This is a genomic window from Carnobacterium iners (genome assembly GCF_900177385.1).
GTDB classification, from domain to species: domain Bacteria; phylum Bacillota; class Bacilli; order Lactobacillales; family Carnobacteriaceae; genus Carnobacterium_A; species Carnobacterium_A iners.
In genome coordinates, this window is sequence record NZ_FXBJ01000002.1 from 236,703 (window position 1) to 249,897 (window position 13,195).

13 protein-coding genes and 1 tRNA gene are annotated in these 13,195 nt (G+C 34.5%); 2 read left to right on the forward strand and 12 right to left on the reverse strand.

The features are described from left to right. Both B9Y54_RS01305 and clpP read right to left on the reverse strand, forming a co-directional pair. Positions 1–543, reverse strand: a complete 543-nt coding sequence (locus B9Y54_RS01305; RefSeq protein WP_085558631.1) for a thioredoxin domain-containing protein — start codon at positions 541–543, stop codon at positions 1–3. A gap of 154 nt (positions 544–697) precedes the next feature. After that, positions 698–1,294, reverse strand: coding sequence for an ATP-dependent Clp endopeptidase proteolytic subunit ClpP (clpP, locus tag B9Y54_RS01310; RefSeq protein ID WP_085558632.1), 597 nt, complete (start codon positions 1,292–1,294; stop codon positions 698–700). 196 nt (positions 1,295–1,490) lie between these two features. On the opposite strand from clpP, the gene B9Y54_RS01315 reads away from it, so the two are divergent. Beyond that, positions 1,491–1,811, forward strand: coding sequence for a DUF898 family protein (locus B9Y54_RS01315; protein ID WP_085558633.1), 321 nt, complete (start codon positions 1,491–1,493; stop codon positions 1,809–1,811). A 32-nt stretch (positions 1,812–1,843) separates the two neighbouring features. Here B9Y54_RS01315 and B9Y54_RS12425 read toward each other — a convergent pair whose 3' ends face one another. After that, positions 1,844–2,356 carry a CPBP family intramembrane glutamic endopeptidase gene (locus B9Y54_RS12425; RefSeq protein WP_200805342.1) on the reverse strand — a complete coding sequence of 171 codons (513 nt, stop codon included), beginning with the start codon at positions 2,354–2,356 and terminating at the stop codon, positions 1,844–1,846. A 564-nt stretch (positions 2,357–2,920) separates the two neighbouring features. After that, positions 2,921–2,992 (reverse strand) — tRNA-Arg (locus tag B9Y54_RS01325). Positions 2,993–3,156: 164 nt separating this feature from the next. Between B9Y54_RS01325 and rpoN the strand changes: the two genes are divergently transcribed. After that, positions 3,157–4,509: an RNA polymerase factor sigma-54 gene (gene rpoN, locus B9Y54_RS01330; RefSeq protein WP_085558634.1), complete on the forward strand. Its 1,353-nt coding sequence runs from the start codon at positions 3,157–3,159 to the stop codon at positions 4,507–4,509. A gap of 91 nt (positions 4,510–4,600) precedes the next feature. Here the strand turns inward: rpoN and whiA are convergent, their stop codons facing one another. The 8 genes from whiA to B9Y54_RS01370 all read right to left on the reverse strand — a co-directional run bounded on the left by whiA (position 4,601) and on the right by B9Y54_RS01370 (position 13,145). Continuing rightward, positions 4,601–5,545: a DNA-binding protein WhiA gene (gene whiA, locus B9Y54_RS01335; protein ID WP_085558635.1), complete on the reverse strand. Its 945-nt coding sequence runs from the start codon at positions 5,543–5,545 to the stop codon at positions 4,601–4,603. Between the two features lie 37 nt (positions 5,546–5,582). Continuing rightward, the gene (locus tag B9Y54_RS01340) at positions 5,583–6,599 is read right to left on the reverse strand and encodes a gluconeogenesis factor YvcK family protein (protein WP_420836103.1); all 1,017 of its coding nucleotides are present in this window, start codon (positions 6,597–6,599) and stop codon (positions 5,583–5,585) included. Continuing rightward, on the reverse strand, positions 6,593–7,483 hold the full coding sequence (rapZ, locus tag B9Y54_RS01345) for an RNase adapter RapZ (RefSeq protein WP_085558637.1): 891 nt from the start codon (positions 7,481–7,483) through the stop codon (positions 6,593–6,595). The genes B9Y54_RS01340 and rapZ overlap by 7 nt, the downstream gene beginning before the upstream one ends. 151 nt (positions 7,484–7,634) lie before the next feature. Further along, a complete protein-coding gene (locus B9Y54_RS01350; RefSeq protein WP_085558638.1) occupies positions 7,635–9,362 on the reverse strand; it encodes a phospho-sugar mutase in 1,728 nt (575 codons plus the stop codon). A gap of 158 nt (positions 9,363–9,520) precedes the next feature. Beyond that, entirely contained in the window at positions 9,521–10,480 is a 960-nt protein-coding gene (trxB, locus tag B9Y54_RS01355) for a thioredoxin-disulfide reductase (protein WP_085558639.1), read from the reverse strand. A gap of 103 nt (positions 10,481–10,583) precedes the next feature. Beyond that, positions 10,584–11,015, reverse strand: a complete 432-nt coding sequence (locus tag B9Y54_RS01360) for a tetratricopeptide repeat protein (RefSeq protein WP_085558640.1) — start codon at positions 11,013–11,015, stop codon at positions 10,584–10,586. Between the two features lie 177 nt (positions 11,016–11,192). Beyond that, a complete protein-coding gene (gene galU / locus B9Y54_RS01365) occupies positions 11,193–12,095 on the reverse strand; it encodes a UTP--glucose-1-phosphate uridylyltransferase GalU (protein WP_085558641.1) in 903 nt (300 codons plus the stop codon). Between the two features lie 45 nt (positions 12,096–12,140). Continuing rightward, positions 12,141–13,145, reverse strand: coding sequence for an NAD(P)H-dependent glycerol-3-phosphate dehydrogenase (locus tag B9Y54_RS01370; protein WP_085558642.1), 1,005 nt, complete (start codon positions 13,143–13,145; stop codon positions 12,141–12,143). Positions 13,146–13,195 lie beyond the last annotated feature (50 nt).

A 13,195-nucleotide genomic window follows, 5' to 3' on the forward strand; every position in this document is an offset into this window, starting at 1 on the left:
TTATTTATTAGCTGAATTTAATTCATTCTCAATTAAGATCTGCAGTTCATCTACTGTAATATGTTCATCAAAAACTTCATCCCCGATAAAAACTGATGGAACTAACTCTACGTTAGCTCGAACGGCTTCTTCAATAATACTAGCTATTTCTTTTTCATTTGGCTGTATCGTTAAACCGCGTTTTTCTTCAACGTAAGCTGCAATTTCATCCATACTGTTTAAGTTGCCCCATTCGCCTTGTTTCTCATAAAAGTAATCTATTTCTTTTAAAGCGACTTCAGGAGTAGAGTAATCTAGATAACGATGAACGACGTTTCCTTTTCTCAAATGAGGTGTCTCCTTATTATAATGCTTAATGATTCGTTGCACTTTTCCTTCTTCTACATATTTAGCCAAGAGCTCCTTCGAATCATCATGCCATTTCTTACAAAAAGGACAACTTACGTTAATAAATTCAATAACTTTAACTGGTGCGTTAGCGTCTCCAATTTTCAATCCATAAACAGTCTCTACTTCTTTTGCTTTTATTTTGCTAGTATCCATTATAAAATCCCCTTTACTCTTTAGTACTTCACAGTATAAAGAAAATTTGACACAAGTGTTACCATTTTGAATTATCTTCTTAAAATTGATTTTATTTCTTTTCGCAAAACGAAAGAAGATGAGGCTTGTTGTCTCCCCATCTTCTCTATTATTCTTATCCTTTTAAATCTGCACTGTTTTCCATAATTTCGTCAATCAATCCGTATGCCTTAGAATCTTCAGCCGACATGTAGTTATCGCGATCTGTATCGCGTTCAATAACTTCAATCGGTTGTCCAGTACGCTCAGATAAAATTTGGTTTAAACGTGCTCGTGTTTTCAAAATATGACGTGCAGCAATTTCAATTTCTGTCGCTTGTCCTTGTGCTCCACCAAGTGGTTGGTGAATCATTACTTCAGCATTTGGTAATGCATAACGTTTCCCTTTAGTTCCAGCTGTTAATAAGAAGCTTCCCATTGAAGCAGCCATTCCCATTGCGATTGTTTGAACATCTGCTTTAATAAAGTTCATTGTATCGTAAATAGCAAATCCAGCTGTTACGCTTCCTCCTGGAGAGTTAATATAAATATAAATATCTTTTTCAGGGTCTTGTGCATCTAAGAATAATAGTTGAGCGATTACTGAGTTTGCTACATCATCATTGATTTCTCCACTTAACATAATGATACGATCTTTTAATAGACGAGAATAGATGTCGTATGCACGCTCACCTCTTGATGATTGTTCTATTACTGTAGGGATTAAATTCATAACTTGTTTCCTCCTTAAAATGGTATTCTTTTGTATTGTAACATAAACTTGTTTCAGTCTTGCTATTTTGTATTTTACTCTTTTGGTCAACTAAGGTCAAATAATAGAATTAGTTCATAAAAAAGTAGCGTTATTAATTATTATGGGTACAATTAAAGCACACTCACGTGAACTAATTAGTGAAAGGAGATTAAACATGGAGACGAGAAAAAATACTAACTCTTATTTTGACGGAGGATTACTTAGTTTTATCGGATGGAATCTTCTAGGATTAACTGTCACTGTACTTACATTAGGGATTTGCTATCCTTGGGCATTATGTATGGTTTATGGTTGGAAAATCAATCATACTGTTATAGAAGGAAAAAGAATGAAGTTTGTCGGTTCAGCAGTTGGATTATTTGGGCATTGGATTAAGTGGGTGTTATTGTCTATCGTTACTTTAGGTATCTATAGTTTTTGGGTTTCTATCAAACTAGAGGACTGGAAAGTAAGAAACACACTATTTTTAAATTAAATAAAATAGATTATTTCATTGGACTTGCTTATTTATAGCAAGTCTCTTTTATTTTTTTCTATAAACATTGTACGATTATAGAGTAATCCTAAAATGACAGATACGATTAGTTCGATGATAAAAACTAAAAATACTTTCCAATTTAAATTTAGTTGTAAATAGCCTTCGCTGCTTATGTAAACAGCTAACCCAATACATCCATTGAACCATGCATGACTTAAAATACAGAGAAATAAGTTTTTTGTGTATTTATAAATTGTCGTAAATGTGAAAGATAAAATCACTCCTAAAAATAAATATAATCCAAATGGTATGGCACTTTGTGGAGTCCCCTTTATTGCCCATAATGGTAGATGCCATATACTCCAAATAATCCCAACAATTATAACAGATGGAAAATAACTAACTATTTTTTCTAATTTAGGTTGTAAATACCCACGCCAACCTAATTCCTCAAGTCCACCTCCAATAATAAAAATTGGAAAGTTAAGGAGCATATAAAAAATGAATATTGACTCCTTTATCCCAAACGCAATCCAAACCATAAAGAAACGTCAAATGATATAAAATCCAAATATTAACCACGATTTTCTATCTATTTTCCTGTCAAAAATGAATTTTAAAAAAGATTTTTTGTTAGACTCTTTATTGAACGTTTGATAAATGATATAAGAGCTAAAGGCAGGTCCTAACCCACCAATTAACATGGGGATATAAAACAAAGGTTCACCGTACCAAAGAGCATTAAAATATCTATTGCTATAATAATAATTAGCCAAGACAACCAAGTTATAGAAAAAGTATATAGTAGAAAAAGTCCAATTTTCTTTAGCGAATGATTTGTTTGTTCCATATTTTAGCACTCCTTTAACTACTCGCGATTCCTTACAACTATTTTCTAGATTATAGTAAAATTCCATACGTAAAAGGTGCCTATTTTCAAATTCCACTATGTTTTTCTAACTATCCATTGATTAGTTAGATTAATAAAAATAAAAAAGCACCTACTGCCATAGAAGATGAAAAACTTCGACAATAGATGTTTTTATGGGAATTAGATAGTATAATTAAAAAAAACTGTTAAATCAGTATTTATACGTCTTAATAAATGCCTCCTGAGGGAATCGAACCCCCATCTCAAGAACCGGAATCTTACGTGCTATCCATTACACCAAGGAGACAAATTAACCAAGCCTAACCAATTCATTTTAGCTGATATCTCGTTAAAAAACAAGGGCTTTAGCTAACCTATTCTTTTTCCAACTCTGACATTAGATAAAAAATACACTCATTCTTTGTGTTACAATACTAGTATACCTACAATCTTATCAAAGGAGGCCGCTACATGAATTTTGAACAATCTTTTTCTCAACAACAAAATCAAGTTCAAAAAATGGCCATGACACAACAACTCCAACAATCTATCCAAATGTTACAATACAATCAAGAAGATTTATTGAATTTCTTAAACCAAAAAGCTTTAGGAAACCCTTTAATTGAAGTAAGTGTTCCTCAAGAGCGACTAATTGAAAATTTCCCAACTACTATTGCCTATAATCCGGACGATGATGAAACGAATTATATGAATCAAATTCCCGATACCTACTTGTCTTTATTTGAATACATTTATGAACAAATCCATTTAACCATGCGTGATACCCGGTTAAGGGAATTAGTTATCTGGCTAAGTGAATATTTAGATACTAATGGCTATTTAACCATTACCTTAGAAGAAGCTGAACGGTTAACAAAAGCTCAACCTCTTCAAATTCTTGATGCACTTGTTTTACTCCAACAGTTAGAACCAGGTGGTGTTGGAGCTAGAAATTTACAAGAGTGCCTAATGCTTCAAACAGAACGCCATGAAGATGCGCCAAATATGGCTTATATTATTTTAGAAGAAGAATTTGATCTTTTCACAAATCGCAAGTGGAAGGAAATTACCAGAAAATTAGATGTCTCATTAAATGAAATACAACGCATCTTTGATTTCATTCAAACACTAACTCCTTATCCAGGTGCATTGTTTAATGGAGAAAAAGAACAATTTCTTAAACCAGATCTTTTTGTTGAAGTAGATTCTAAAGAACTAAAAGTGATTTCTGTTAAATCCGGACTGCCTGTTATTGCATTTCAATCTTCTTACTACGAAGATATGATACAAGTAAAAGATAAAGATGTTACTCACTTTATTAAAGAAAAACAAGCTGAATATGACTGGCTCCAACGCAGTCTTACACAAAGAGGCGATACGATTTTACGTGTTGGAACAGCTATTGTAAAAAAACAAAAAGGATTCTTTATTTTACCAGATCATCCTGTCCAACCCTTGACATTGAAAGATATCGCAACTGAACTCGAGATACATGAATCAACAGTTAGTCGTTCAATTAATGATAAATATTTAGAAACAACTTTTGGTATTTTTGAATTGAAACATTTTTTTACGAATGCATTAAATGTCCTAGCAACAGAGGAATCAACCTCAGAACAGTCTGAATTAGTTTCTACGAATGAAGTTAAAAAGAAATTAATATATTTTATCGATTCTGAAAACAAGCGAAAACCTTTATCCGATCAAAAGTTAACTGAACTACTAGCAAAAGACGGAGTCGAAATATCTCGCAGAACAGTTGCTAAATATCGTGAAGCTCTTTTAATTCCAACCTCTCTTAAACGAAAACGCTTTGAAGAGTAACAAGCTTTTTTAAAACAACATAAATACCTACAATCTGAGTATCCTACACAGTTCGTGGGTATTTTTTGCTCTTTAAAGTTTAAAGTAAGCATTAATGACTTGCAGTAGGTTGGTTTCTTAATTTTTCTGCTATCTCATTTAATCTGCGTAAACGGTGATTAATACCTGACTTGCTGATTTGACCGCTGGGAATCATTTCTCCTAGTTCCTTTAAAGAAACTTCAGGAGACTGAAGCCTTGCTAAAGCAATTTCTTGTAATTTAGCAGGCAGTTTGTCTAATCCCATGACATCATCAATGTACTTGATGCTTTCTATTTGCTTACTAGCTGCATCAATTACTTTATTTAAATTAGCGTTCTCACAATTTACTAAACGATTAACAGAGTTTCGCATATCTCGAACAATTCGCACGTCTTCAAATTTCAGCATCCCACTCGTCGCGCCTATGAGCGCCAGAAAATCAGCTATCTTTTCACCCTCTTTTAAATAAGTAATGAATCCATTGCGTCTTTCTAATGTTCGAGCATTCATATCAAAATAATTCATCATTTGACAGATATCATCATTGTGCTCGGTATAATTAGAATAAATTTCTAAATGGTACCGGCTAGTCTCTGGATTATTAACTGATCCACCGGCTAAAAAAGATCCTCTCAAATAAGAACGCATTTTTTGAGAGTTCGTCATAATCTCTTCCGGAACATGGCTGTGTATAATCATCCCATCCATAATAGATAAATCAGATAAAACTGTTTGTGTTCCTCTTTTTAGTCTTACAACGTAAACATTGTTTTTCTTTAATTTCATTTTTCGTCGAACTAGCAATTCACTTTCAACAGAAAAATGATCTTTCAGCAAAATATAAATTCTTCTTGCGATTGCCGCATTCTCTGTTTGGATATTTAATACAAATTTTTTATTTACTAAACTAACTGTTCCATTCATTCGAATTAACGCTGCTAGTTCAGCTCTAGCATGCTCGCGATGAACTTCTAATTGAGTTAACTCTTTTTTAACTTCTGAAGCATAAGACAACTATATCCGCCTCCTTTAACTTTCATTAGCAAATTCGTTAAGCTTTGGCATAGCGAATACGATTTGTTTCATAAGCTAATTTAAATAATTCTTCTACTACTTTTTCCCCATCGTGAAAAACTCCTTCGTCTCTGAATAAGAGAAAATTATCCGAAATAACACGTGGGATTTCTTTAGATAAGCCAGTAAAATTATGTGAAACTTGTACTAAGTACTCTTCGTATTTTACATAATTCACATAGTCTTTAGGGACGTGTTCAGTATTAACCAATACGGTATCTATGAACCTTTTCCCTAAATGTTTGTGCAGCACATCCACATGGTCTGAGTCTGTAAAGTTTTCTGTTTCGCCTAACTGAGTCATGATATTACAAATATAAACAACTTCAGCTTTCGTATCTACGACAGCTTGCCCCAAATCACCAATCATTAAATTAGGTAAAATACTTGTAAATAAACTACCTGGACCTAATACGACCATATCTGCTTCTTGGATAGCTTTTAAGACCTCTCTAGAAGCTTTTACTTGGTGATTATCTTCATTGGCCGTAACAAAAACTCTTTCAATTTTTTTACTTACTTTTGCAATTTTAGATTCTCCAACAATTTTTGATCCATCTTCAAAAATAGCATGCAAAAGTAAGGGCTCTTCTGCTGCCGGATAAACATGCCCATCAACACCCATCATTTCTGCTAAAGTTTGAATCGCTTCAAAAATATTGCCCTCCATTTCTGCCATAGCAGCAATAATTAAATTCCCAATAGAATGACCCGCTAAAAAATTATCTTTTGTATCAAAACGGTACTGAAAGATATCCTTATGCTGTTGAGGCATGTTGGAAAGTGATAATAAAACATTTCTAATATCTCCTGGAGGAACAACATTTGCATAATGGCGCAATGAACCACTACTGCCACCATCGTCTGCAACAGTTACGATTGCTGTGACATCTGCTTGTTTTGCTTTTAGTCCTTGTAAAATGACAGGTAAACCGGTCCCGCCACCTATTACTACTATTTTAGGTTTTCTTCCTTTTTTTTCATTCATCATGATCGATTGACCGTTTCTTTTACCTTATCTTTATCGCGATGAGTAATGTGAACCGGATACCCATCCGTTGTAATTTTTTGTCCAATTCGTTCTGTGAGAGCTACCGAACGGTGCTTTCCACCTGTACACCCAATCGCAATAGTGACATTATTTTTTCCTTCTTTTTTATAGCCCGGTAAAATAATATCTAGCAATTCAGTAAATTTGCGGTAAAAAATTTCAGTTTCAGGCTGTTTCATAACGTATTCATACACAGGCTTATCCACACCTGTTAAAGGTCTCAAATTATCAACATAATGAGGATTTGGTAAAAATCGAACATCCATTACTACATCTGCATCGATAGGCAAACCATATTTAAATCCAAATGAAACCAATTCAATACGGAATAAGTCTGCTCCAGCTTTTTTATTAAACGTTGTTTGGATTTCTTCCCTTAATTCACGTGGGCTCAAGTAACTCGTGTTAATAACTTTTTGAGCACGTCCTTTGATTTCATTAAGCAATTCACGTTCTTTTTTAATTCCTTCTATCACTCGATCATTCATTGCTAAAGGATGAGTTCTTCTTGTTTCTTTGTAACGAGAGACAAGCTCTTCATCGTCTGCTTCTAAAAATAAAATTTTAGTTGTAATAAAAGTAGTATTATCCATTCCTTCTAGTGCAGTAATAATTTCATCAAAAAATGCACGTGAACGTAAGTCAATGACTAACGCAATTTTAGTTAATTTTCCAGATTCTCTGACTAATTCCCAAAACTTAGGCAATAAGCTAGGAGGCATATTATCTACGCAAAAATAACCCATGTCTTCAAAACTTTGCATGGCTACTGTCTTACCTGCGCCACTCATCCCTGTGATAATTACTAATTCTAAATTTTCTACCATTATTGGCACTCTCCTTTGAGTTCTCATTCTGCGAGCACTCTTATTATTATAACATTCCGGGTGTGTCATGTATAGCTAAGTTTCTTTTTGAATCTTTACTAATAGTCAAAAGCCATAATGAGCGATTGAACTCATTATGGCTTTCTTAAACTTAGTTTTTTACTACAATAGCAATTGTTGCTTCAAAATCTGCTAGCTTTCTTTTTACTTCGCTAGCAGAAGTCGCAAAAGATCCAATATAAAATTTTATTTTTGGTTCCGTTCCTGATGGTCGAATCGCTATCCAACTACCGTCAACCATTTTGTATTTCAATACATTAGATGAAGGCATATTGATTGTTTCTTTTTTTCCACCTCTATAGATACGTTCTCTTGTTTCAAAATCTTCAACATATTCTACACCAATTCCAGCAAATTCTCTTGGTGTCTCTTTTCTAAACTTAGCAATTAAGTCTTTTATTTTTTCAGCGCCTTCAATGCCATCCATTGTCATAGAGATTGTTTTCTCCTGATAGTGACCAAATTCATAGTAGATATCTTGAAGACCGTCATAAAGTGTTTTATCTTGTTCTTTATAAAAAGCGGCAACTTCAGCAATCAAAACAAGAGCTTGAATCGCATCTTTATCGCGGACAAATGGTTTCACTAAGTAACCATAACTTTCTTCAAAGCCAAATAAGAACTTTTGACTTTTGTCCGTTTCATATTGTTTAATTTTTTCTGCAATGAATTTGAACCCAGTCAAAACATTGACCATTTTCATTCCAAATTGTTCTGCAATCGCTGTTGGTAACTCACTGGATACAATCGATTTCAATACAACTCCGTTATCCGCTAATGTCCCTTTTTCTCTTTGAGTTGTTAATAAATAATGAAGCATTAAACTAGCAATTTGGTTACCTGTTAGCACTTCATAATTGCCAACGGTTGTTTTAACGGCTATTCCTAAACGGTCAGCATCTGGATCAGTCGCAACTAAAAGGTCAGCATCTATTTCTTTTCCTAAACGAAGAGCGTATTCAAACGCAGCTGGATCTTCAGGATTCGGCGATTTTACCGTAGAAAAATCAGGATCTGCAATAGCTTGTTCTGGAACAACGGTGATGCCTTTAAATCCTGCATTTGCTAATGCGCATTCCCCTAACATCTGACCTGTACCATGTAAAGGTGTAAAGACAAGTTTCATCTTATCGCTCATTCGCTTAATCAACTCAGTATCAATCGTAACCGATTTGACTTGCTCAAGATACAGTTGATCCATCTCTTCACCTAAAATAGTTAAAAGTCCTTTAGAGTTAAGATCAGCTTCTGAAATGACGTCAACAGTTAAACTATTTTTAACATTTCTTACATATGATGTTAAAGCATCAGCTTCTTTTGGAGGCATTTGTCCACCATCTTCGCCATATACTTTGTATCCATTGTAAGATGCTGGATTGTGGCTAGCTGTAATCATGATTCCGGCATACGCATTTAACTGACGAACTGCAAATGATAATTCTGGCGTAGGACGTAAACTTTCAAAAACAAACGAAGGAATATTATGAGCGCCCAATGTTTTTGCAGCTTCCATAGCAAATTCTGGAGACTGGTGTCTTGAATCATAAGCAATCGCGACACCACGTTTTTTAATGTCTTCTCCTAAGCTATCCATAAACAATGCTAAGCCTTCTGTTGCTTGACGGATTGTATAGGGATTCATACGATTAATTCCTACACCTATTTTTCCACGCATTCCAGCAGTACCAAATTCTAGAGGAGCATAAAAAGCGTCTTCTAACTTATGCTTATCTTCTTTTAAAGTAAGTAATTCAGCTTTTAATGTTTCGTCTAGCGATTCATAATTATTCCAAATTTCATAGGTTTGTTCCCAAGTCATATTTAATCATCCTTTACTATTTGATAGAAAACGTTTAAATTACTTTTTTTAAGTATACCATTTATCTTATTTTCTTTCATTAAAATTACATCACAAAAAAAGTAAGAGACCAGTGAATAATTCACTAGTTTCTTACTTTTTTTATTCATTTATTCACCTTATTTAACGGTTTCTGCTTCTAACGTTTCATTGAGTCTTTCAATATAATGGAAAACATTGTCTCCAGCTAAGCTACCATCTCCAACAGCTGTTGCAATTTGGCGCAATGGTGTTAAACGGACATCACCAATTGCAAAAACCCCAGGAATCGCTGTCTCCATTCGCTCGTTTGTTTTAATCCAACCTTCATCATCTGTAATACCTAACTCTCTAAATTGAGTTGAATTTGGTAAAATACCAACGTAAATAAAAACACCATCTGCAGGGGCATCGCTGAACTCGCCTGTTAGCGTATCTTTTAATTTTACTCCAGTCACTTTCATATCGTCACCGAAAATAGTCTCAACAGTCGCGTTCCAGATAAAATCTATTTTTTTATTTTTAAATGCTCGTTCTTGTAATATTTTTTGTGCTCTTAGTTCGTCACGTCGGTGAACAATTGTTACTTTTTCAGCGAATTGAGTTAAATACGTTCCTTCTTCTACGGCTGCATCGCCACCGCCAATTACCATTAAGTGCTTGTTTTTGAAAAAGGCACCATCACAAACTGCACAATAAGAAACGCCTCGGCCGTTATATTGATCTTCTCCATCTGCTCCTAATTTACGGTGTTCAGCACCTGTTGCAATCACAATTGCTTTTGCTTTGTATTCTTTTTTACCTGAGATTACTGTTTTGTATTCTCGACCATCGATGATTTCTTTGATATCGCCATAGATATGCTCTGCTCCAAAACGTTTAGCTCCTTGGTACATGTTTTCAGAAAGTTCAGGTCCTTTAATACTACTAAACCCTGAGTAGTTTTCTACTTCAGCGGTATTCATCATTTGCCCACCTGGTACTCCGCGTTCTATCATTAATGTGCTTAAGTTTGAACGTGAAGCGTATAGAGCTGCTGTTAGACCACCGGGGCCAGCTCCTATAATAATTACGTCATATATTTTTTCTGTTATTTCCATAGTATATCTCCTTTAAATTCAGTCAATTTATCACTTATTCCTTTATTCTACACTGTATAATAAAAAACTTCCATCTATTTGCTTACTAAATGGAAGTTGATTTTTAATAGTCTTTTATTTCAATTTCAATAACTTGCTTCAACGATTCTGCTTCCTCAGAAAAATCACCATCTGGTTCCATTTCTAAGTACTGGATAACTAATTCCAATGATTTTTCTAACTCATCTAAAAATGCATAATTATTGGCTTGGAAGTAGTAAGCTTCAGGAAAAATATCTCCGTCACTATGAATTAACTCCTCTAAAATTTCCATTGATTCACTAAATTCACCTGTTTGTTGATGACAAATAGCTAACTGGCAAAGAGCGAAAATTCTTTCTTCCTCAGTTTTACTTAGCGTACTTGCACGTAAGAGGTACTCTTTAGCCTTTGTCATATCATTTTTTTGAAAAGCGTTAATTCCTCTTTGAAAATAAAAGTCACTAGTTGGGATAAATGGGATAATGGTTGCTTTTTCATTTTCCATATCTGACATTTGGCTTCCTCCTCTTCATTACACTTTATTTTGATAAGCAAGTATAGCACATAGACACTTAATTTCATATACCTGTCTATTCTTAATTTTAAATAACTAGTTACAATAAAAAAAGCGTTCCATCGCACCACCTAGTAAGGTGAGCGACTTCTCGCTAATACTATTGCCATGAACCAATTAGTTATCTTTTTCTTTTTTATCTTCTTCTTCAAGCTTTTGGCCCATTTCAATAATGTATTCACGCAATGCATCTTTTACTTCATCGTGTTTTAAGCCATATTGAATACTGGTTTTCAAGAAACCAAATTTATCGCCAACGTCAAATCGCTGTCCTTTAAACTCATGCGCAAAAACACGTTGCGTTTTATTTAACGTATCAATAGCGTCGGTTAATTGAATTTCTCCACCTGCACCTGGCTCTTGTTTTTCCAAAATATCGAAAATTTCAGGAGTCAGTAAGTAACGTCCAATAATAGCTAAGTCACTTGGTGCATCCTCTGGTTTAGGTTTCTCAACAAAACTACGAACGTTATAAGTTGTTTCATCTACTTGTCCTTCAGGATCAATAATACCATATTTAGATGTGTCTTCATGCGGAACTTTCATTACTGCAATGTTAGAAGCATGCGTTTTATCGTATCCATTAATAAGTTGTTTCGTTAAAGGTACTTCATCTTCCATCAAATCGTCTCCGAGCATCACAACAAATGGTTCATTTCCAATAAAGGCTTTTGCTTGTAAAACAGCATGACCCAAGCCTTTTGGATAAGACTGACGAACAAAAAACAAGTTCAAACCAGTTGTTTCTTCCACTAATTCTAAAAGGGCTAGTTTATCTTTGGCTCTCAAATTTTCTTCTAACTCTGGGTTTGAATCAAAGTGATCTTCAATCGGACGTTTGCTTTTGCCTGTTACAATCAAAATATCTTCAATTCCTGAATTAATGGCTTCTTCTACAATAAATTGAATCGTTGGTTTGTCAACGATTGGCAACATTTCTTTTGCCATTGCTTTTGTAGCGGGTAAGAAACGAGTTCCTAACCCTGCAGCTGGAATGACGGCTTTACGAACTTTTTGCATGTCTATTTTCCTCCTATGCTTTACTCTTTAATCAACCTAGTTTTATTAGCTTTCAGATTTCCCAACACGCTTCATTAAGGAATCTACGGCCTCTTTAACGTTCGCATGATTATATAGTACGTCATAAATTGCTGCAGTAATCGGCATCTCTATACCTCTTTCTTTTGCCAATTCATAGACTGCTTTAGTCGTTGTTATCCCCTCAGCAACCATATCCATATGCGCTAGAGTTTCCTTTACCGTCATACCTTTTCCTAAAAAGTTACCGGCTTGCCAATTTCGTGAATGTACGCTTGTACACGTTACAATCAAGTCGCCAACTCCGCTTAGGCCAATAAAGGTTAGTGGATTGGCTCCAAAAGCTACCCCTAGACGACTAATTTCTGCTAGACCTCTAGTCATTAAGGCCGCTTTAGCATTGTCTCCATAACCTAAACCATGAAGAGCTCCTGCTCCAAGTGCAATAATATTTTTTAATGCTGCTCCAAGCTCTACTCCAATAATATCTTTGTTTGTATAAACTCTAAAATAGTCATTCATAAATAATTGTTGCACGAATGTAGCAGATTCTAAATTAGGTGATGCTGCAGTAATGGTGGTTAAGTCTTTAACAGCTACTTCTTCTGCATGGCTAGGTCCAGATAAAACAACTACTGCTTTGCGTTTATCTGCAGAAATTTCTTCTTCTAAAACAACGGAAATACGCTTATGTGTTTCTTGTTCTAATCCTTTGCTTGCATGAATGATTATAACTGACTTTTTCAAGGTAGCTTCCACCTTCTTAGCTACCTCGCGAATGGCTTTTGTTGGAACAACAAATAAAACAGCATCAACCGAATCTAAAACTTCTGTTAAATCGGTAAAAGCTTTTATATTTTTTGAAAGAACCACTTCTGGTAAATAATGTTTATTTGTATGAAATTGATTGATTTCATCGACTTGCTCCTGGCTGTGACTCCATAAACGAACTTCGTGTCCATTTTCTTCGAGAACCATTGACAAGGACGTACCCCATGAACCAGCACCTAATAGTGCAATCTTATTCAACATATTATTTCATCACTCCTTATTCCTATTTCCATATCATTATTTTCTTTTTT